Below are 21,437 nucleotides of genomic sequence, written 5' to 3'. Positions count from 1 at the left end.
CGCCTTCTCTGTTACATGCCGCTGACTCAACGTCACCTGACGGATCAGTTTTCCAGCGCTTTCTGGCTATTGAGCGGAATACGCTTTGGTTTCGCTTCTTCCGGCACGTTGCGCACCAAGTCAATATTCAGCAGGCCGTGAGACAAATCGGCCCCTTTGACTTCGATATTGTCCGCCAGCCTGAATGACAGCTTGAATTCACGCCGGGCAATACCCTGATGCAGATACGTCACGTTTTCGGCTTCTTGCTCGCGCTTGTTGCCGATCACGGTCAGCACGCCTTTTTCAACCTGCAACTCGAGATCCTGCTCTTGCATGCCTGCTGCAGCAATCACGATTCGATAATGGTCATCGGTGTGCCGCTCGACGTTGTAGGGCGGATAACCGCTGGTTGTCTCATTTCGTGCCGCCGACTCGAAGAGGTCGTTGAAGCGGTCGAATCCCACTGAGTTGCGAAACAGTGGAGCCAGAGAAAATGCAGTAGCCATAACAATTCTCCTGTTTATCAGCGAGTGATTTACGCGACCCTTTTTCGGCATCGCTTGATCACCAAAACAGGGACAGCCCTTCGCTTTTCAAGAGACTTTTTTCAGAATTTTTTTGACCGTTCGTCGGGATCAGCTTCTGGGTAAGCAACCGGGCGCGCAGCCCAGCAATACGCTGATGCGATCGCAGTCGGTCTCGCGGCGCAACGTATTGAACATCAGGGTCGCCTCGGGGTAGCTTTTGGTCAACAGCACCAGCCACTGCTTGAGCCGACCCGGCGCCTGAATCAGCGTCATCTTCGCCAGGCAGTCCTGCCAGAAGACCCGCAGCATCGGCTGTAGCTCGTCCCAGGTCATTGGCACGACCTCTTCGCCCTTCTGCGCTGCAGCGATCTGCCGGGCCAGATCAGGACGCGCCACCAGCCCGCGACCGATCATGATGTCCCGCGCGCCACAGATTTCGCGGCAACGCCGCCAGTCGTCAACGGTCCAGATTTCCCCGTTGGCGACCACCGGAACCTTGACCACTTCCTGAATGCGCGCAATCCACTCCCAGTGCGCCGGCGGCTTGTAGCCGTCGACCTTGGTGCGGGCGTGAACGACGATTTGCTCTGCCCCGCCGTCAGCCAATGCCCGTGCGCAATCCAGCGCGCCATCGGTATTTTCGTAACCCAGGCGCATCTTGGCGGTGACAGGAATATGTTGGGGCACGGCACGGCGTACCTGGCTGACGATCGAATGCAGCAATTCCGGCTCCTTGAGCAGGATTGCGCCGCCACGCGAGCGGTTGACGGTCTTGGCCGGGCAGCCGAAGTTGAGATCCAGCACGGGGGCGCCCAACTCGCAGGCGAACGCGGCGTTCTCGGCCAGGCACACGGGGTCAGAGCCCAGCAATTGAAGGCGTAACGGCGTGCCTGCGTCAGTTTTCGCGCCTTGGTGAAATTCCGATGCGTATTTATAGAAGTAATGCGCCGGCATCAAACGCTCGGACACCCGGATGAATTCGGTCACGCACCAGTCGATGCCGCCGACTTTCGTCAGCACATTACGCAGGATGTCGTCGACCAACCCCTCCATGGGCGCCAGAGCAATTTGCATGGGTCACACTCGAAAAAAAGTCCGGCAGTTTACTGCCCGACGTGCGGATTGGGAACGGCGTTGTCAGCGATGGCTGCGCCGTAGCCCTCAATGAACTCGGCAGGCATACGCTTGGGCTTACCAGTGGACAGTTCGATGCAGACGAAGGTGGTTTGCGCGCGCAGCAAGGTCAGGTTATCGGCAGGACGCTTGAGCTGAAAACAGCGTGTCATTTTCAGCCGGCGGTCCCAGTCGACGATCCAGGTCGCCAGTTGCAGCTCGTCGTTCTCGTAGGCGCTGGCGAGGTAGTCGACCTCATGCCTGACCACCGCCATCGCCCGATCCAGACGCCGGTATTCGGTAAGGTCCAGCCCGAGGAACTGCGAATGACGCCAGGCACAGCGCTCCAGCCAGGACACATAGACAGCGTTATTGGCATGCCCCAGCCCGTCGATGTCTTCGGCGGCGACATTCAGATCGATGACAAACGGCGTTGCCCGGTCCCAGACCATGCGTGCTCCTGCTTGAGTAGATGTGATTGGCGGGAGTGTAGCGGGTCATGGCGCGCGTTCACACGCGCTGGCATGAAAAGCGCCCCTCGGAACGCCTTTTGCTCTTCACGCTACAGCGCTCAGAGTCACACACAAGTCTGGATAAGCCCGGATAAAAGGCCTGAAACCGTACGTGCAGACTGGACACAGACCTGTGGGAGTGAGCTTGCTCACGAAGGCGATGCATCCAACCCCTATTTCCTGGGAGCTATACCGGCCTCTTCGCGAGCAAGCTCGCTCCCACAAGACTTATGTATAACCATGAGGGCTGTAGCGCGAGGATGCAGTTCGCGGCGCACTGCGTTGCGAACGCATAGAGGACGCGGAGTGTCCCGAACGGCATGCCAACGCAGTATCGGCACGAGAGTCGGTTACAGTTGAGTGTGGCAATAGATAAAAACAGAAAGGAGGGGTTTTCAAACCCTGAAAAAACAAAAGGGCCATTCAATAATCGAATGACCCTTGGTCCCGCATAGCGGGAAATCGTGGCGTCCCCTAGGGGACTCGAACCCCTGTTACCGCCGTGAAAGGGCGGTGTCCTAGGCCACTAGACGAAGGGGACGCAAAACCTTCAGTCAGGTTCATCGAACGATGAACCCTGGCAAAATTGGTGGAGCTTAGCGGGATCGAACCGCTGACCTCCTGCATGCCATGCAGGCGCTCTCCCAGCTGAGCTAAAGCCCCGGATTTACGCCTCTCGGCGGAGATCAACCTTCCGGCATCACTCGGTGAAACTGGCGTCCCCTAGGGGACTCGAACCCCTGTTACCGCCGTGAAAGGGCGGTGTCCTAGGCCACTAGACGAAGGGGACAAAACCTTCTCGCAAAGCAAACGGTCGCTGGATCCGCTTGTTTCACATCATTCCAGAGCAGTGTAGCAGCACTCTGAAACGCTAAATTTGGTGGAGCTTAGCGGGATCGAACCGCTGACCTCCTGCATGCCATGCAGGCGCTCTCCCAGCTGAGCTAAAGCCCCACATCAGTGGACGGGGCGCATATTAAGCGTGAGTGACAGGGCTGTCAAATTTATTTTCTACAATCTGCAAACTTTTTTGTCGGTAATACAACCACTTACCATTCAACCCCCGGAGAACCGGGGGCGATTCACAGGAACAGGTAATGCCTCAGGCAATCGAGCCCAGCAGCTTTTCCCATTCCTTGTTTTCTTTCTTGGAAACGCCGCCCAGCAAATCGAGGGCCTGACGCAGCCGGAAGCGGGTCAGGTCAGGACCGAGGATTTCCATCGCATCGGTCACCGACACCGAGTTGGCCTGACCGGTGATCGCAGCGAACATCAGTGGCATGGCATCACGCAGCTTTAGTTCGAGATGTTCAACCACCGCCTGGATACAACCCATGATGCGGTCCTTCTCCCACTGACGCAGCGATTCCAGCTTCCACAGGATCAACTGGATCACCTGACGCACCTGCTCCGGGGACAGCTTCTTGTGTTCGAACAGCTTCACATCAGGCGTGACACCACCTGCGAAGAAGAAGCCGGCCAGCGGTGCGACCTGACTGAAGGTCTCTACCCTGCCCTGCACATGCGGTGCGATCTTCATCATGTAGTCAGGATTCAGCGCCCAGGTCTTCAGACGTGAGGCAAACTCCTCGACCGGCAGATCACGCAGCCATTGGCCATTGAGCCAGGACAGCTTCTCAATATCGAAGATCGGCCCGCCCAGCGAAACACGCGACAGGTCGAAGTTGTCGACCATCTCCTGCAAGGAGAACTTCTCGCGCTCGTCAGGCATCGACCAGCCCATGCGCCCCAGGTAGTTGAGCATCGCCTCGGGCATGAAGCCCATGCGCTCGTAGAAAGTCACCGAGGTGGGGTTCTTGCGCTTGGACAGCTTGCTCTTGTCGGGGTTACGCAGCAGCGGCATGTAGCACAGTTGCGGCTTGTCCCAGCCGAAGTATTCGTACAGCAGGATCAGTTTGGGTGCCGATGGCAGCCATTCTTCGCCGCGCAATACGTGGGTGATGCCCATCAGGTGGTCATCGACGACGTTGGCGAGGAAGTAGGTCGGCAGGCCGTCGGTCTTCATCAGGACCTGCATGTCCATGCGGTCCCACGGGATTTCGACTTCGCCACGCAGCATATCAGGGACGACGCAGACGCCTTCGGTCGGCACTTTCATGCGGATCACGTGTGGCTCGCCGGCATCCAGGCGGCGCTGAACTTCTTCCTTGGTGAGCAGCAAGGCACGACCGTCATAGCGCGGGGTTTCGCCCTTGGCCTGCTGTTCGGCGCGCATTTCGTCCAGTTCTTCGGCTGTGCAGAAGCACGGGAAGGCATGGCCCATGTCGACCAGTTGCTGCGCGTATTTCTTGTAGATGTCGCCGCGCTCGCTTTGGCGGTAGGGACCGTGAGGACCACCGACGTCGGGGCCTTCGCTCCAGTCGATGCCCAGCCAGCGCAGTGCGTCGAAGATCTGCTGTTCGGACTCGCGGGTAGAGCGCAGTTGATCGGTGTCTTCAATGCGCAGGATGAACTCGCCGCCATGCTGTTTGGCAAAGCAGTAGTTGAACAGCGCGATGTAGGCCGTGCCGACGTGGGGGTCGCCTGTGGGCGATGGCGCGATGCGGGTACGAACGGTGGTCATGGAAAATCCCGAATGAGGTCGATCAAGCGCGGAATGTTAACAGGCCGGGGGCATGGGGCTCCAGCAAGAAAGGCAATTGCCCGGACGGCTCTCGTTCCGCATGCTCCGCGCCCGGAGCTGTAAACAAATTCAGCTGATTATCGTGCCAATCCTCCGCGTTGGCATGCAGTTCGTGACGCTCTGCGTCACACGGCGGCTCTGCGCCGTCAGGTGGATTGAGGGTCGGCTCAGGTCACCTTTTCGCCCCTCGGCGACTCACTTTGAGGGACCAAAGTGAGCAAAGTCCCTGCTCGGCGTGGATATCGTTCCCACGCTCGCGTGGTAATGCAGTTCGTGACGCTCTGCGTCACACGACGGCTCTGCGCCATCAGGTGGATTGAGGTTCGGCTCAGGTCACCTTTTCGCCCCTCGGCGACCTACTTTGATGGGGCCAAAGTAGGCAAACACCCTCGCTCCGGTTTCCGGCCCGACTTCGTCGGGTTCCTTCGCCCTGTCACTGATCCGGGGGTCGCCGCAACGCGCCATCCATGGCGCGGTGCGGCTAGCCTGGCGTCCTGCCAGGCTACCCCCGGATCAGCGCCAGGACTCAGCCGTCACTAACGTCGCACTCTGCGTCGTCTGTGCCATCGTGATCGAAAAGCACGTATGGCGGCCTCATAGAGGCGCGGCATGACGTTGTGCGGCACTGAAGACTTTTGACACAGAGCGTAACGACCTGCCTGCCAACACGGAGCATTGGCATGTAGGTCAGCGCGGATTGACACAAGCGGCGGCCAGCCAATCAAACCGCCAGCAACCGCTCGCGCAGTTTGCCGATTTCGTCGCGCATTTGTGCGGCGGCCTCGAATTCCAGGTCGCGGGCCAGTTGGTACATTTTTTCTTCCAGTTGGCGAATGCGTTTGTTGATCTCGCTCGGCGAGCGCAGTTCGTTTTCGTAGCGGGCGTTTTCTTCGGCGGCTTTGGCCATGCCTTTGCGCTTCTTGCTGCGCGAGCCGGGCACGGTGGCGCCTTCCATGATGTCGGCGACGTCCTTGAATACGCCTTTGGGCGTAATGCCATGTTCCAGGTTGAAGGCGATCTGCTTCTCGCGACGTCGCTCGGTCTCGCCGATGGCGCGCTCCATCGAGCCGGTAATCCGGTCGGCATACAGAATCGCCCGACCGTTGAGGTTCCGCGCGGCCCGGCCAATGGTCTGGATCAGCGAACGGTCGGAACGCAGGAAGCCTTCCTTGTCGGCATCGAGAATTGCCACCAGCGACACTTCCGGCATGTCCAGACCTTCACGCAGCAGGTTGATGCCCACCAGCACATCGAACGTCCCCAAGCGCAGGTCGCGGATGATTTCGACGCGTTCCACCGTATCGATGTCCGAGTGCAGGTAACGCACGCGCACCCCGTGGTCGCTCAGGTAATCGGTCAAATCCTCGGACATGCGCTTGGTCAGCGTGGTGACCAGCACCCGCTCTTCAAGCGCAGCACGCTTGTGAATTTCCGACAACAGATCGTCGACCTGGGTCAGCGCCGGACGAATCTCGATCTGCGGGTCCACCAGGCCGGTCGGACGCACCACCTGCTCGACGATACGCCCGGCGTGCTCGGCCTCGTAGTTACCCGGAGTCGCCGAGACGAAAATAGTCTGCGGGCTGATCGCCTCCCACTCGTCGAAGCGCATCGGCCGGTTATCCAGTGCCGACGGCAGGCGGAAGCCATACTCGACCAGGGTTTCCTTGCGCGAACGGTCACCTTTGTACATCGCGCCAACCTGCGGCACGCTGACGTGGGATTCGTCGATCACCAGCAAGGCATCCGGGGGCAGATAGTCGAACAGGGTCGGCGGCGGCGCACCGGACGGACGGCCCGACAGGTAGCGCGAGTAGTTTTCGATACCGTTGCAGTAGCCCAGCTCCAGCATCATTTCCAGATCGAAACGGGTGCGCTGCTCAAGACGCTGGGCTTCCACCAGTTTGTTCTGGCTGCGCAGGTATTCGAGACGCTCCTGCAGCTCGACCTTGATGTTTTCCATCGCTTCGATCAGCGTTTCGCGCGGGGTGACGTAGTGGCTTTTCGGGTAGAAGGTGAAGCGCGGCAGCTTGCGGATCACCTCGCCGGTCAGCGGATCGAACGCCGACAGGCTCTCGACCTCGTCATCGAACAGCTCGACCCGAATCGCTTCCAGATCGGATTCGGCCGGGTAGATGTCGATCACATCACCGCGCACCCGGAATGTCGCACGGGCAAAGTCCATGTCGTTACGGGTGTACTGCAGGTCCGCCAGACGGCGCAGCAAGGCACGCTGATCGAGTTTGTCACCGCGATCGATGTGCATGACCATGCGCAGGTAGGTTTCCGGACTGCCCAGACCGTAGATGCACGACACCGTGGTGACGATGATCGCATCCTTGCGCTCCAGCAACGCCTTGGTCGCGGACAGACGCATCTGCTCGATGTGGTCGTTGATCGACGCATCCTTCTCGATGAAGGTGTCGGACGACGGCACGTAGGCTTCAGGCTGGTAGTAGTCGTAGTAGGAAACGAAGTATTCCACGGCGTTGTTCGGGAAAAACGCCTTGAATTCGCCATACAGCTGTGCGGCCAGGGTCTTGTTCGGCGCCAGCACCAGCGTGGGGCGCTTGATCTGGGAAATCACGTTGGCGATGCTGAACGTCTTGCCCGAGCCGGTCACCCCGAGCAAGGTCTGGTGGGCGAGCCCGGCGTCGATCCCTTCGACCAGTTGGCGAATGGCCTCGGGCTGATCGCCGGCTGGCTCAAAGCGGGTAACGAGCTGGAACTCGGACATAACTGACCTCTTGAATGGTGCGCGTCTGACGGGTTCGCGTGAATCTTTCCGCGACCTGACCGCCTCGACGGCACAACTGGAAATATTCGTCGGCGCATGACGGCGCGCAACGACGAAATCATCGCAAACGGCCATTCCCACCGGGAAGCAGGCGTGCGATGTTTTGAAGTGATGGCTAATAGATGGAGTCATATATCAGCCTTTCAAGCCACCCACTTAAAGCATTGAGGTTTTAACCGAACGAACGTTCTACAAATATGCGCAAAAACCTGTAAAAAACCCGCCCTGCACTGTCGATCACCGAGGGGATGCTCTCTATACTACGCTCTGTTTGCGCACCGCTTTGGCGCATCGAGCCTCAGCGTGTCCCCTTCCCACTCTTCACCAAGAGCCGCCGCACCATGAGCCTGTTCTCCGCTGTCGAAATGGCACCCCGCGATCCGATCCTGGGTATCAACGAAGCCTTCAACGCCGACACCCGCAGCACCAAGGTCAACCTTGGCGTAGGCGTCTACTGTGATGAAAACGGGCGCATTCCCCTACTACGCGCCGTGGCCGAAGCCGAGAAGGTCCGCGTGGCCCAGCATGCGCCGCGTGGCTACCTGCCGATCGACGGTATTGCCGCCTACGACCAGGCCGTGCAAAAACTGTTGCTGGGCGCCGATTCACCGCTGATCGCCTCGGGCCGTGTGCTGACCACCCAATCGGTCGGCGGCACCGGCGCACTGAAGATCGGTGCCGACTTCCTCAAGCAGTTGCTGCCCGATGCCGTCGTCGCCATCAGCGACCCGAGCTGGGAAAACCATCGCGCGCTGTTCGAAACCGCAGGCTTTGCGGTGCAGAACTATCGCTACTACGACGCTGCCACTCACGACGTGAACCGTGCCGGCATGCTCGAAGACCTGCACAACCTGCCGAACAACTCGGTGGTCGTGCTGCACGCCTGCTGCCACAACCCGACCGGGGTCGACCTGAGCCTGGATGACTGGAAAAAAGTGCTGGAAGTGGTCAAGGCCAAGGGCCACGTCCCGTTTCTGGACATGGCCTATCAAGGCTTCGGTCAGGGCATTCAGGAAGATGCGCTGGCAGTGCGCCTGTTCGCCGAGTCGGGCCTGACCTTCTTCGCCTCGAGCTCGTTCTCCAAATCGCTGTCGCTGTATGGCGAACGCGTCGGCGCGCTGTCGATCATCACCGAATCGAAGGAAGAAACCACTCGCGTCCTGTCCCAGGTCAAACGCGTGATCCGCACCAACTACTCCAATCCGCCGACCCACGGTGCGATCATCTCCGCGGCGGTGCTTAACGACCCGACGTTGCGTGCAATGTGGGAAGAGGAACTGGGCGAAATGCGTCTGCGCATTCAGGGCATGCGCAAGGCGATGGTCGAGCGTCTGGCTGATAACCCGGCCGGTCAGGACTTCAGCTTCGTCGCGCGCCAGTGCGGCATGTTCTCCTACTCCGGTCTGACCGCCGAACAGGCCCAGCGCCTGCGCAGCGAGTTCGGCATCTACGCGCTGGACACCGGCCGTATCTGCGTGGCCGCGCTGAATCAGAAGAACATCGACGTAGTGTGTGACGCGATCAAGCAGGTTCTTTAAGCTTTAAGCTGCAAGCTGCAAGCAAAAGCAAAAGCAAAAGCAGAACCGCTCTTGCTTGCAGCTTGTAGCTTGTAGCTTGTAGCTTGCAGCTTGTAGCTCCCAGCTCCCTGCTCCGCTGGGCACTTTCCATCGAACGATCTGAAAAAACCTGCCTCGAAACTCTGTCAGCACATTTTCTGAACCAGATATCGAGGTACTCATGTCTATCGAACCGCAACGTCAGAAAGAACCGACGCCAAATCAGGACTCACCTGCCAGCCCGGGCCCGGACCGCAACGATCCGGCAATCGAGCGGCAAGTCGGGGACGTAAAACCCGAGACTGAAAAGGGCAATGGCCAGAGCCAGGCCCAGACGCCTTCCCCAAGCCAGTCACAGACTCAGTCGCAGAGCCAGTCAAACAGCGACAGCGCCTATGTGCCTGACCATGAGCCGGAAGAAAAAACCGAGGATTTACGCAATCATCAGCCCACCACTGGCGTTGACGCCGATATCGATACACCCGGCGGCTGATTCCCGGCAAGCGCATTTGGGCCGCATGGCCCAAACGCTTTTCTTGCCTCTTTCAGCGATTGGCCTCCTCGCTTATCACCTGCACCTCATACTCAGGATCAGCCTTGATCTGTGGTTCAGTGAACGGCAACGCTTGCCACTGCTTTTTTGAAAACGCCTCAGTCTGGTCGCTTGAATGGGCTGACTGTGGATTGCTCGACTCCGAGAACGCCAGTAAACCCTGCGCTTTGGGGCCATGCTCGTCGAACGACACCACCTGCAGGTAGCTGGTGCCACTGACCACCTCCCGCTTGCCGCCCTTGCCAGCGATTGTCTGCATGGCGTTGTAGACGCCCAGCCCGGCCGGCCCGCCATGAATAGGGATCTGCTTGCCGCTGATGCTGGAGACCTGAATGTCGCCCCATTTACTGCCTGCCGAGAGGCCTGCCTTGGTCACTTCATCCACTGCGGCCAACATGGCAGCGCGCAATGCAGTGGCGACCTGAGGGTTCTCAATCGCCAGCCCGCTCGGCGTGTGAACCGGGTCCTGAGGGTCGAACGCAACACGCCAGCGCAAGGCAACAGCCTGCATGGACGTCACGATTCTCTGGAAGTACACGAAGCCGATGCCACTGTTCAGGTCAGCGCGACCATCCCAGGCTTTCAGCGCGGTACACAGCGGCATCAGACGCGCCGCATCATCACCCAGCTCCGAGGCACAGAACCTGAGCAGATCCGGCAGCACTTGCCCGGCCTGATGCACCTCGTTATCCATGACCATCGCTTGCAGGTTCTCGACGCTGATCTTGCCCGCCTTCTTTAGGCTCTCCAGCCGATCCAGCGCAAAACGCGCTCGCTGTCCCAGCGGCTGACTGTCCTGGCTGATCAGCGGCGAAAAGTCCTTCAACGGCGCAGCGGGATTGACCATCCACGCCGAATCGTTGGAGTGCTGCACGAAGTCGGTCCGCAGCAGTTGCGGCTGGCGCGAGGACGGATAGATACCGGCTTGTGCCGCCTCCGCGGAGACCTTCCAGTTGCATTCACTGCGCGAGCCGTCGAGCACGATCAGTTCCGTGCCGATGCGCGGATCACTGCATCGGGCAAGCCTGGCGGCGTCAACGTTCGGCACCACCGAGAGGTTCATGTACAGCGCCTGCCCCTTGGCATCGACTGCCAGGGTGTTGACCCACGGAATGCCCTGGATCTTGTGCACCGAATCCTCAAACGCCTTGAGGCTGTCGGCCTTGTCCATTGCATACCACTGCTGCAACACCCGATCATTTTGCAGGTTGGCATCACGCAGACTGAAGGCAAACTTATTATCCCAGTCCAGCTTGCCCGGCCATTGCACCACCGGACCGAATATGGACGAATAGACGATGCGTGGCACCGACTTCAGGCTGCCATCCGGTTGCTTCACGTCGACACTCACCTGCTGCTTGCCCATGGCAACCGATTGGCCATCCAGCAGGTAACGGGTGGAATCCTTCGGGTCGAGCTGCAGACGATGCAGCGTGAAGTGTTTCGACGTGTCGACGGTATGGCTCCAGGCCAGATGCTGATTGAAGCCGATATTGATCAGCGGCAGGCCCGGCAGCGCTGCGCCCATCACGTCGAGTTTGCCGGGAATGGTCAGGTGCATTTGATAGAAACGCATGCCGCCAGCCCATGGAAAATGCGGATTGGCCAGCAGCATGCCACGCCCGTTGGCGGACAGCTCGCGCCCTATTGCCACTGCATTGCTGCCGCGCTCCAGGGCAAAACGCTGATTACGCGCTGCGGCCAGTTGCAGCGCCTGAACCTGCTGAGCATTTACCTGCAGTGGCTTCTGCAGCGCAGGCGGCGTGGCACCGGCCAGCGCTTCGGCGAACTGCCCCACGCCCCCCTCGACCAGCAGGCGACGGGTCAAACGCACCAGGTCATCAGTGCTGATCGGCCGGACCCACTCGGCCGCACAGCGTTGCGGCAGGCCTTGGGTGGTCTGCTCGGCCAGCGAACGGTTGTAACCGGCGACATAGCCCTGCATCAACTGGCGAATCTCCAGTGGCTGCGCCTTCCAGAAATCCGCCAGTGCCTGCGGCGTATTGAGCCACTGGAACAGCAGGTCACTGGCCATGTTGTTGCGCTGCTCAAGGGTCGCCTTGTCCGGGCCGAAATAGCGCGAGCGCTGGCCATTGACGGTGACCACCTCATTGGCCAACAGGCACAGGTTGTCCTGCGCGTAGGCATAACCGATGCCGTAGCCCAGACCGCGCTCATTGGCGGCAACGATATGCGGCACGCCAAAACCGGTCCGCCGGATCTCGGCCCTGGCCGCCTGATTTCCAGGCTCAACCAAGGCCTGCGCAGGCAGAACCACAGCGAACGAAAGACCTGCAAACAGAAAACCGCACAGGGGTCTGGACATAATCACGCTGACTCCAACTCGACAAGACGACCCGAATTAGCCGCTCCCGTTAAACGAAGCACGGACGCTGATGTTTAGCCGAAGCGGATAACCCGTGTTCGACGCTAAATTCCTGCCGGCATGCCTCGTTTAAAGGGCAGCTCTCGTGGCCGTCGTTCACCGACCGACTGATCTCCCAGCGCAGGAATCTGCATGAAACGCTCTCGACATCCTCGACGCGCCCTCCTGGTGGCGCTGTGCCTGTTCCCGGTCATTGCCGTATGCGCCTGGCAGATCCTGCCCGACAGCAAAGGCAGCGCCGCGACTGTGACGGTGACCCGCGGCACGATCGAAAACAGCGTCACGGCGCTCGGCACCCTGCAGCCGCGCAGCTACGTGGACGTGGGTTCGCAGGCCAGTGGGCAGATCATGAAAATCCACGCCCAGGTCGGCGACCAGGTCAAGGAAGGCGACCTGTTGGTCGAGATCGACCCTTCGACGCAAAAAGCCAAGCTCGACGCCGCACGCTACGCCATCGATAACCTCAAGGCGCAATTGCAGGAACAGCGTGCGCTGCACGAACTGGCCGAACAGAAGCAGCAGCGCCAGAAGCGCCTCGCCGCAGGCGGTGCCACACGGGCCGAGGACGTGCAGGCTGCGGAATCGGAATTTCGCGCCACCCAGGCACGGGTCGATATGTTCAAGGCGCAGATTCTCGAAGCGCAGGCCGCCCTGCGCAGCGACGAAGCGGCGCTGGGCTACACCCGTATTTTCGCGCCCATGAGCGGCACAGTGGTGGCACTCGACGCACGTGAAGGCCAGACATTGAACGCGCAACAACAGACACCGCTGATTCTGCGCATCGCCCGCTTGTCGCCGATGACGGTCTGGGCCGAGGTCTCGGAGGCCGATATCGGCCATGTCAAACCCGGCATGACTGCCTATTTCACCACCCTGAGCGGCGGCAACCGGCGCTGGAGCAGCACCGTGCGGCAGATCCTGCCAGTACCGCCCAGGCCGCTGGATCAAGCCAATCAGGGCGGTGGCAGCCCAAGCAGTTCGCGCAAAAACGGCGGTGGCCGGGTGGTGCTGTACACCGTGCTGCTGGACGTGGATAACAGCGATCAGGCGCTGATGGCAGAAATGACCGCACAGATATTCTTCGTCGCCGAAAAAGCCGAGAACACCCTCACCGCGCCACTCGCGGCGTTGCGAAACGGGGCGCAGACTGATAGGCAGAACGCCCAGGTGCTATCTGCCAATGGCGAGGTGCAGATCCGTCAGGTGCGCACCGGCATCAGCGACCGTCTGCGCGTGCAGGTACTCGACGGACTGAATGAAGGTGAGCGCCTGCTGGTGCCCGCCTCCGTCGGCAGCGGGGGCTGAATGCGCACGCCGCTGATCGACCTGCGAGGCATCCGCAAATCCTACGGCGGAGGCGACAGCCCACTGGTCAACGTGCTGCGCGGCATCGATCTGTCGATTCATGCCGGTGAGTTCGTGGCGATTGTCGGCGCTTCCGGGTCCGGCAAGTCGACACTGATGAACATCCTCGGTTGTCTGGACCGTCCGACCTCGGGCGAATACCTGTTCGCCGGAGAAAACGTCGCCACGCTGGGCAGCGACGAACTCGCCTGGCTGCGCCGCGAGGCATTCGGGTTCGTGTTTCAGGGCTATCACCTGATTCCGTCCGGCTCGGCTCAGGAAAACGTCGAGATGCCGGCGATCTATGCCGGGACGCCCGCCGCAGAGCGTCACGCGCGGGCCGCCGCCCTGCTCGACCGGCTGGGCCTGGCGTCGCGCACCGGCAATCGACCGCATCAGTTGTCCGGCGGCCAGCAGCAACGGGTTTCCATCGCCCGCGCCTTGATGAATGGCGGGCACATCATCCTCGCCGACGAGCCCACCGGTGCGCTGGACAGCCACAGCGGCGCGGAGGTGATGACCCTGCTCGACGAACTGGCCAGCCAGGGCCATGTGGTGATCCTCATCACCCATGACCGGGAAGTGGCGGCGCGCGCCAAACGGGTCATCGAGATCAGTGATGGCCTGGTGATCAGCGATACCGCCAATGACCGGTCCACGCCGCCTGTAGACAATCCAGCCGCGCTGCAAGCGGTCGACCTGCGCAAGCGCCTGAGCGAGGGCAGCGGCAGTCACAGCGCCTGGCAAGGCGAACTGCTCGATGCGGTTCAGGCGGCGTGGCGCGTCATGTGGATCAACCGCTTCCGAACTGCGCTGACGCTGCTGGGCATCGTCATCGGCGTGGCGTCGGTGGTGGTGATGCTGGCCGTCGGCGAAGGCAGCAAGCGTCAGGTCATGGCACAGATGTCGTCGTTCGGCTCCAACATCATTTACCTCAACGGCAAGGCGCCCAATCCGCGTGCGCCCAAGGGCGTCATCACCCTGGAGGAAGTCGCCGCGCTGGGCCAGTTGCCCGAGGTCAAGATGATCATGCCGGTCAACGGCGGCCAGGCCGGGGTGCGCTACGGCAACGTCGATCACTCCAGTTACGTCGGCGGTAATGACACGCACTTTCCGGCGATCTTCAACTGGCCGGTGGTGGAAGGCAGTTATTTCAGCGAGGCGGATGAGCAGAACGCAGCGGCCGTGGCAGTGATTGGTTACAAGGTTCGCCAGAAACTGTTCGGCGAGCAGACCGACCCTGTCGGCCAGTACATCCTGATCGAAAACGTGCCTTTTCAGGTGGTCGGCGTGCTGCAGGAAAAAGGCGCCACGTCGGGCGATCTGGACAGCGACAATCGCATCGCCATCCCCTACTCGTCGGCCAGCATCCGCCTGTTCGGCACGCAGGACCCCGAGTACATCACCATCGCCACCCGCGACGCCAACAACGTCAAACAGGCCGAACAATCAATACGCAACCTGCTGCAACAACTGCATCACGGCAAACAGGATTACGAGCTGACCAACAACGCCGCGATGATCCAGGCCGAAGCACGTACCCAGAATACCCTGTCGCTGATGCTCGGCTCGATTGCCGCCATTTCCTTGCTGGTCGGCGGTATCGGCGTGATGAACATCATGCTGATGACGGTGCGCGAACGCACCCGTGAAATCGGCATCCGCATGGCCACCGGCGCGCGGCAGAGCGACATCCTGCGGCAGTTCCTCACCGAGGCCATGATGCTTTCCGTGGTCGGCGGGCTGGCCGGTATCGTCCTGGCGCTGGGCATGGGCGCAGCGCTGCTGCTCAGTAAGGTGGCGGTGGCGTTCACCCTGCCGGCTGTGGCCGGGGCGTTTGCCTGCGCCCTGATAACCGGCGTGATCTTCGGCTTCATGCCGGCCCGCAAAGCTGCTCGCCTCGACCCGGTCGCGGCCCTCACCAGTGAATGATCGATCAATGAAGACCAGTCTCTCCGTTTTGACTGCCTGCCTGTTGCTGAGCGCTTGCCAGACGCCTGCTCCGCCGCTGGACAGCGGCATCCAGCCACCAGCAAGCTGGGCGTTTGCCGAAAACGCCGCCGCACAGCGCAGCGACGTGCGTTGGTGGCGGCAGTTCGGCAGTCCGCAGCTGAATCGCCTGATCGAACAGGCCAGCCGCGACAGCCACGAAGTCGCTGCGGCGATGGCGCGGGTTCGTCAGGCGCAGGCCAGCGCTATCATCGGCGGCGCGCCGTTACTGCCGGAGCTGGCGTTTGACGTGCGCGGTGAACGCAACAAATTCGTGCGCAACAGCGACCGCAAGGCCAACCCTTCAGATGACAACAACACCAACAACTTCACCAGCGACCTGACCGCCAGCTATGAAGTGGATTTCTGGGGCGGCATCGCAGCGGGACGCGGCAGCGCACTACAGGGCCTGCGCGCCAGCCAGTTCGATCAAGCGACCGTGGAGCTGACCCTGCTGGCCAACGTCGCCGATCGCTATGCGCAAACCCTGGCGGCGCGCGAGCAAGGGCGGATTGCCGAACTGAACCTGACCAACGCACAAGACGTGCTGCGTCTGGTGCAGACGCGCTATGAATCGGGTTCAGCTACCGCTCTGGAGCTGGCGCAGCAGAAGAATCTGGTTGCGACCCAGCAGCGTGAACTGCCCCGTGTTCAGCAACTGGCCAACGAGCAGTTGATCACCCTGGCGGCCTTGCTCGGTCAGCCGGTGCAGAATCTGCACCTCGCGGATCAGCCCTTCGACACCCTGAACTGGCCGGACATCGGCCCCGGCCTGCCCAGCGAACTACTGACCCGCCGCCCTGATCTGGCCACGGCCGAAGCCGAACTGGCGGCGGCACAGGCCAATGTCACCGTCGCCCGCGCCGCCATGCTGCCGAAACTGACCCTGAGCGCCAGGCTCGGTACCGAAAACACCCGCGCCGAAGACTGGCTGCGCGCACCGTTCAGCAGCCTCGCTGCCGGGCTGGTCGGACCGATCTTCAACAATGGTCGCTTGGCCGCCGAGCGCGACAAGGCCACAGCGCGTCAGGAAGAGCTGCTGGAAACCTATCGCGGCGCGATCATCAACAGCTTCGCCGACGTGGAAAAAGCCTTGAACAGCATTCGTGGCCTGGATCAGCAGCGCTACTGGCACGAAGAAGAGCTCAAGCAGGCGCAGACCGCCTTCCGCATCGCCCAGAGCCGCTACCAGGAAGGCGCCGAGGACCTGCTCACCGTACTGGAAACCCAGCGCACGTTGTACCTGGCGCATGATGTCAGTGTGCAACTGCGGCTGGCGCGCCTGCAGACGAGCATCGCGCTGTACAAGGCACTGGGTGGGGGCTGGCAGGTGCGCTGAGCGTCACGCAAGGAACGATAATCGCACCCCACTATCGTGCTGAAGCTCTGCGTCGGTCTGCGCGGACAATCCGATTATCGTGCGACGCTTCGCGTCGCATGCCTTTCTGGACGCTCTGCGTCCTCTTGCGACGCAGAGCGTCATAGACGGCACTCCCACGCTGGAGCGTAGGGGACGACAATCTCAACCGTCGTTCGTCAAAACCACCTGTCCGGCAACAGATTCCGGGCATACCACGGCCGGCGCGGTACACGGCGAAGCAGGTTGCTCAACCTGTCATCCGCAGCAAAAGTAATCCGCAGCGCCAGCTTCATGACTTCCGGGTCCATTTCCATGGTCGTGCCTGCAGCCTGGCCGGGCACTGTGCTGCAACCGTGCGTTTCAGGCCCCAGCCACGGGTCGCTGACATTCACCCAGCGGCCTGGCGCAAACCACGGCACGCCGTTGACTTCCAGGCGCTTCACTTCGCCCGGATGAAAGCGCTCGTGGGCGCGGAACCAGTCCCCAATGCGGTCGTCAATCCAGCCATGGAACATCCAGAACACCGGGTTCACGTGCGATGAAAACGGGTCGGCGAGAAAGTCGTTTTCCGGCGCGAACCAGCGCTCGGCAAAATCATCCGAACGACGTGCCATCGGCACCGGCTGCCCGTTGGCCGGATCTCGGGCCACCGAGGCCCAGCGCATGTGCAGCCAGTCGTGCAGTTCCAGTTCGACCTGCGAACCAAACTGGCCCAGGGTCAGCTTCGACAAAAAGCGCGGATCGCGATACTGCGATTCCCAGACCTGAAAATGCGTATGAAACGTCTCGTGGCTTTTGATATCGCTGACCAGCTGTGTGTATTCCTCGTCACCATGCGCCAGCCAGTTGGGCGGCAGCGAACAACCGTCGTGATTGTCGAAATAGCGGGCAAAGCCCAGGCGGTCGCGTTCCAGCTCAGGCTGCGGCAGCGGAAAGCGCGGCCAGGACGGCAAGTCCTGAATCCTGCGTGCCTGGATCAGCATGTGCCGGTGCATATAAAAGAAGTCTTCACCCGAGCCGTTGCGGTCCTTGTGCGGGCCACGCGCATCGCGCTCATGATCACGCGGCCCCGGCTGCCAGCCGATGCCGCGCAATGCGTCACGCTTGTCTTCCGGCAACTTGTGCCATTTGTCTCGCGAGGCATGCCAGAGCTGATGGAACAGACGATGCTCCCTGGAAACCAGCCAGGCCAGAAACGGCGGACTCAGGCCCACCCTTTCCCGCGCTTCTGGAAACACCTGCTTGATCGCGATCAGACGGTTTTCCAGTTCGGGCAGGGCCAGCGGTCGGTCAAGACGTTCGATACGCCCGCTCAGAGTGCCGCTGCCGGCGTTACCGAACGCGCCCCAGACTTCATCAAGGGTCAGGCTGAATTCGTAATCCGGGCTGTCGCTGTGCGGATCATTGCCTGCATGCCCGTCCATGACCCGCAGATAGAGTCTTGCGGCGTTGGCCGGTTGCAGATCGCCAATCACCCGAAAACGCGGCAGCGCATCGCCGCGCAATTGCTCGGCCGTGTCTATGTAGCCGCGCAGACCGCGACCGCGCGGGGCGATGTCGAGAAACATTTCCAGGCCTTCGAGCGGCGCACCGCCAAGCCCGGCATCGCGCCCCTCAAAGCGCAGAGTCCACACACCGCGCAACTTGTCGGCCAGGCGCTGGGTGGCGGTATCGGCAGGCCCCGCCGTCGCTTCGCCCGGCGTTTCCGGCAGGTCGACCCGGGTGAGTTCCCGATGCGCGTAATACGCTGCCGGAACTGCCGCACCGGTCAGCGCCAGCCCCGCTATGAACCCTCGTCGAGAAATCGTCATTACCCTACCTGTTCCAGCCCCGAGACAGCCGTTATCCAAGCTAGAACGTAAACCCGGCAGACAAATTTAGCGCTGCACCTACATCCATTACCCCGCGCTAAATTTATCGGCGATCCGCTCGTTCTCCACCAGATAGCAACAGCCGTCGCAGGCTGCGCAACGGTTAATCACACGAGACGGAAATGACAAGACCGCGTTGGAAAAAAGCTCTCTTCATCGGCCTGCCGCTGGCCCTGGCAATCAGTGCAGGTACGGGCTTTCTGGCCTGGAATTACTGGTCGCCGGCAGGCTACCCGGTCAAGGTCATGCAACAGGCCGACGACTTGCAGGAGCGGATCATTTCCTTCGACAGCCACATCACCGTGCCGATGAAATTCGGCAGCGAGGGCAACGAAGCCGACAAGGACGGCTCGGGGCAGTTCGACCTGGTGAAAGCCGCGCGCGGACGCCTGTCCGGGGCAGCGCTGACGGTATTCGGCTGGCCGGAGATCTGGAACGGCGACAACGCCCCGCATCGTCCGACACCCGGTTTCGTCGACGAAGCACGCCATCAGCAGGAAGTGCGCTACAAGATCATCACCGGCATGGTGCGCGATTTCCCCAATCAGGTCGGCATCGCCTACACCCCGGACGACATGCGCCGCCTGCACGGCGAAGGCAAGTTTGCGATCTTCATCAGCATGCTCAACGCCTACCCGCTGGGCAGTGACCTGAGCCTGCTGGACCACTGGACCGCACGCGGCATGCGCATGTTCGGTTTCAGTTACGTTGGCAACAACAGCTGGGCCGATTCTTCACGCCCCCTGCCATTTCTCAATGACACGCCCGACGCACTGGGCGGCCTGTCGGAGATCGGCAGGCAAGCCGTGCGCCGCCTCAACGACCTGGGTGTAATCATCGACGTGTCGCAGATGTCGAGCAAGGCGCTGCAACAGGTCAGCGAGCTGAGCCGTACGCCCATGGTCGCCTCGCACTCGGCGCCGCGTGCGCTGGTGGACATCCCGCGCAACCTCAGCGACGAGGAACTGCAGCTCATCAAGCGCAGCGGCGGCGTGGTGCAGATCGTAGCGTTCCCGGCCTATTTGAAGCCGCTGAGCCAGAAAACCCAGGACAAGCTCAACGCGCTGCGCAAGGACTTCGACCTGCCACCGCTGCCGAACCTGGCCATGGCGCTGATGCCCGGCGACCCGATCATCACCGTCTGGCCGGAGCAACGCTTCGGCGCCTATGCCAGCAAGCTGTACGCGATTCTCGAGGAGGAGCCCAAAGCCACGGTCAAGGACTTCGTCGACGCCATCGATTACACCGTCCGCAAAATCGGCATCGACCACGTCGGCATCAGCTCCGACTTCAACGATGGCGGCGGCGTGAAAGGCTTCAACGATGTCAGCGAGATCCGCAACGTGACGGCCGAACTGATCGAGCGCGGCTACGCAGAGGCGGATATCACCAAGCTGTGGGGCGGCAATTTCCTGCGTGTCTGGGAGCAGGTTCAGGCGGCTGCCCGTCCGGATGTGAAACACATGAATCTCTCAAACGCCGCTACCCGACCCTCAGGCGCAGACGCTCATGACTGATCGCAGAACCTTTCTCAAACATGCCGGAGTGCTGGCCGCAGCCCTGCCACTGGGCTCCGGCCTGGCAACGGCGGCCATGACGCCAGCCACTCAGCCGGCCTCCACGGATAAATGGACGCGCCTGAAACAATTGTTCAATCAGGACCCGGACTACGTTCACCTCTCGAATTTTCTGGTTACTTCGCACCCTGCACCGGTTCGTCAGGCCATCGAACAGCATCGCGCGCATATCGACCGCAATCCCGGTCTGGCCATGGACTGGGACCTGGGAGAGACCGAGCGCCGCGAACACGAGGTTCGCGTCTGGGCGGGCAAGTACCTGAAGGCCCAACCCGGCCAGATCGCCCTGACCGGCAGCACCACTGAAGGCCTGGCGATCATCTACGGCGGTCTCCATGTGCGCCCGGATCAGGAGATTCTGACCACCGAACACGAGCATTCCTGCGTCCGCGACATCCTCAAATTCCGCCAGCAGCGCGACGGCACGCAGGTGCGCAAGATTCGCCTGTTCAAGGACCCGGCTACCGTCTCGGTCGATGAAATCATCGGCTCCATCGCGCGCAGCATCCAGCCGAAGACGCGGGTGCTGGGCATGACCTGGGTGCAGTCCGGCAGCGGCGTGAAACTGCCCATCGGGGCCATCGGCGATCTGGTCGAGGAACACAACCGCAACCGTGACGACCAGGACCGCATCCTCTACGTGGTCGACGGCGTGCATGGCTTTGGCGTCGAGAACCTCGATTTCCCGGAGATGAAGTGCGACTTCTATGTCGCCGGCACCCACAAGTGGCTGTTCGGTCCACGCGGCACCGGCATCGTCTGCGCCCGCTCGGAACAGGTCAAGGACCTCACGCCGCTGATTCCGACGTTCTCGGAAGCCAGCGGTTTCAGCACGATCATGACGCCCGGCGGCTACCACTCGTTCGAACACCGCTGGGCGTTGAACGAGGCTTTCAAATTGCACCTGCAACTGGGCAAGGCCGATGTGCAGGCACGTATTCACCAGCTCAACAGTTACCTCAAGCAGCGCCTTAAGGCCCAGCCCAATGTCGAGCTGGTGACGCCCATGGATTCTGCGCTGTCGGCGGGCTTCAGCTTCTTCCGGCTCAAGGGCCAATCGTGCGACGACGTGGCGGCCTGGCTGATGAAGCAGCGCATGGTCGTTGATGCGGTGAGTCGCGACGTAGGCCCGGTGGTGCGCACCGCGCCGGGGCTGCTGAACAGCGAAGCCGAAATCGATCGCTTCATGACGCTGCTCGCCCGGCGCGCCTGACACAAATGCACTG

At 61.2% G+C, this 21,437-nt stretch carries 14 protein-coding genes and 4 tRNA genes; 7 read left to right on the top strand and 11 right to left on the bottom strand.

Going from position 1 to position 21,437, the window contains the following annotated elements; translation table 11 throughout:
- Positions 1-44: 44 nt before the first annotated feature.
- The 9 genes from V476_RS21060 to uvrB all read right to left on the bottom strand — a co-directional run bounded on the left by V476_RS21060 (position 45) and on the right by uvrB (position 7,515).
- On the bottom strand, positions 45-488 hold the full coding sequence (locus V476_RS21060; RefSeq protein WP_003316521.1) for an Hsp20 family protein: 444 nt from the start codon (positions 486-488) through the stop codon (positions 45-47).
- 129 nt (positions 489-617) lie between these two features.
- Positions 618-1,583, bottom strand: a complete 966-nt coding sequence (locus V476_RS21055) for a tRNA dihydrouridine synthase (RefSeq protein ID WP_024960464.1) — start codon at positions 1,581-1,583, stop codon at positions 618-620.
- A gap of 29 nt (positions 1,584-1,612) precedes the next feature.
- Positions 1,613-2,074, bottom strand: a complete 462-nt coding sequence (locus V476_RS21050) for an acyl-CoA thioesterase (protein ID WP_024960463.1) — start codon at positions 2,072-2,074, stop codon at positions 1,613-1,615.
- 525 nt (positions 2,075-2,599) lie between these two features.
- A tRNA-Glu gene (locus V476_RS21045) sits at positions 2,600-2,675 on the bottom strand.
- Positions 2,676-2,721: 46 nt separating this feature from the next.
- A tRNA-Ala gene (locus V476_RS21040) sits at positions 2,722-2,797 on the bottom strand.
- Positions 2,798-2,848: 51 nt separating this feature from the next.
- A tRNA-Glu gene (locus V476_RS21035) sits at positions 2,849-2,924 on the bottom strand.
- 88 nt (positions 2,925-3,012) lie between these two features.
- Positions 3,013-3,088, bottom strand: a tRNA-Ala gene (locus V476_RS21030).
- 148 nt (positions 3,089-3,236) lie between these two features.
- Complete coding sequence (gltX, locus tag V476_RS21025; protein ID WP_024650137.1) at positions 3,237-4,718, bottom strand: glutamate--tRNA ligase; 1,482 nt, start codon at positions 4,716-4,718, stop codon at positions 3,237-3,239.
- A 781-nt stretch (positions 4,719-5,499) separates the two neighbouring features.
- Positions 5,500-7,515 carry an excinuclease ABC subunit UvrB gene (gene uvrB / locus V476_RS21010; RefSeq protein WP_003345654.1) on the bottom strand — a complete coding sequence of 672 codons (2,016 nt, stop codon included), beginning with the start codon at positions 7,513-7,515 and terminating at the stop codon, positions 5,500-5,502.
- A 401-nt stretch (positions 7,516-7,916) separates the two neighbouring features.
- Between uvrB and V476_RS21005 the strand changes: the two genes are divergently transcribed.
- Together V476_RS21005 and V476_RS21000 are read left to right on the top strand one after the other, a co-directional pair.
- Positions 7,917-9,113, top strand: coding sequence for an amino acid aminotransferase (locus V476_RS21005; RefSeq protein WP_024960462.1), 1,197 nt, complete (start codon positions 7,917-7,919; stop codon positions 9,111-9,113).
- A gap of 199 nt (positions 9,114-9,312) precedes the next feature.
- On the top strand, positions 9,313-9,624 hold the full coding sequence (locus tag V476_RS21000; RefSeq protein ID WP_024960461.1) for a hypothetical protein: 312 nt from the start codon (positions 9,313-9,315) through the stop codon (positions 9,622-9,624).
- 52 nt (positions 9,625-9,676) lie between these two features.
- Here V476_RS21000 and pvdQ read toward each other — a convergent pair whose 3' ends face one another.
- Complete coding sequence (gene pvdQ, locus V476_RS20995; protein WP_032629379.1) at positions 9,677-12,010, bottom strand: bifunctional acylase PvdQ; 2,334 nt, start codon at positions 12,008-12,010, stop codon at positions 9,677-9,679.
- 192 nt (positions 12,011-12,202) lie between these two features.
- Here pvdQ and V476_RS20990 point away from each other — a divergent pair, with 192 nt between their 5' ends.
- Genes V476_RS20990 through V476_RS20980 form a run of 3 tightly spaced genes read left to right on the top strand, consistent with a single transcriptional unit; the run spans position 12,203 to position 16,742 of the window.
- Positions 12,203-13,375: an efflux RND transporter periplasmic adaptor subunit gene (locus V476_RS20990; protein WP_024960459.1), complete on the top strand. Its 1,173-nt coding sequence runs from the start codon at positions 12,203-12,205 to the stop codon at positions 13,373-13,375.
- The gene (locus V476_RS20985; protein WP_024960458.1) at positions 13,376-15,346 is read left to right on the top strand and encodes a MacB family efflux pump subunit; all 1,971 of its coding nucleotides are present in this window, start codon (positions 13,376-13,378) and stop codon (positions 15,344-15,346) included.
- 7 nt (positions 15,347-15,353) lie between these two features.
- Positions 15,354-16,742, top strand: coding sequence for an efflux transporter outer membrane subunit (locus V476_RS20980; RefSeq protein WP_024960457.1), 1,389 nt, complete (start codon positions 15,354-15,356; stop codon positions 16,740-16,742).
- A 197-nt stretch (positions 16,743-16,939) separates the two neighbouring features.
- Here V476_RS20980 and pvdP read toward each other — a convergent pair whose 3' ends face one another.
- The gene (pvdP, locus tag V476_RS20975) at positions 16,940-18,574 is read right to left on the bottom strand and encodes a pyoverdine maturation tyrosinase PvdP (protein ID WP_024960456.1); all 1,635 of its coding nucleotides are present in this window, start codon (positions 18,572-18,574) and stop codon (positions 16,940-16,942) included.
- Positions 18,575-18,756: 182 nt separating this feature from the next.
- On the opposite strand from pvdP, the gene pvdM reads away from it, so the two are divergent.
- Positions 18,757-20,151, top strand: a complete 1,395-nt coding sequence (pvdM, locus tag V476_RS20970) for a pyoverdine-tailoring dipeptidase-like protein PvdM (protein ID WP_016567752.1) — start codon at positions 18,757-18,759, stop codon at positions 20,149-20,151.
- A complete protein-coding gene (gene pvdN / locus V476_RS20965; RefSeq protein WP_024960455.1) occupies positions 20,144-21,424 on the top strand; it encodes a pyoverdine-tailoring periplasmic protein PvdN in 1,281 nt (426 codons plus the stop codon). The genes pvdM and pvdN overlap by 8 nt, the downstream gene beginning before the upstream one ends.
- The last annotated feature ends 13 nt before the right edge of the window (positions 21,425-21,437 follow it).

This window comes from Pseudomonas syringae KCTC 12500 (assembly GCF_000507185.2).
GTDB classification, from domain to species: domain Bacteria; phylum Pseudomonadota; class Gammaproteobacteria; order Pseudomonadales; family Pseudomonadaceae; genus Aquipseudomonas; species Aquipseudomonas syringae.
This window is presented reverse-complemented; position numbering and strand designations above follow the sequence as displayed.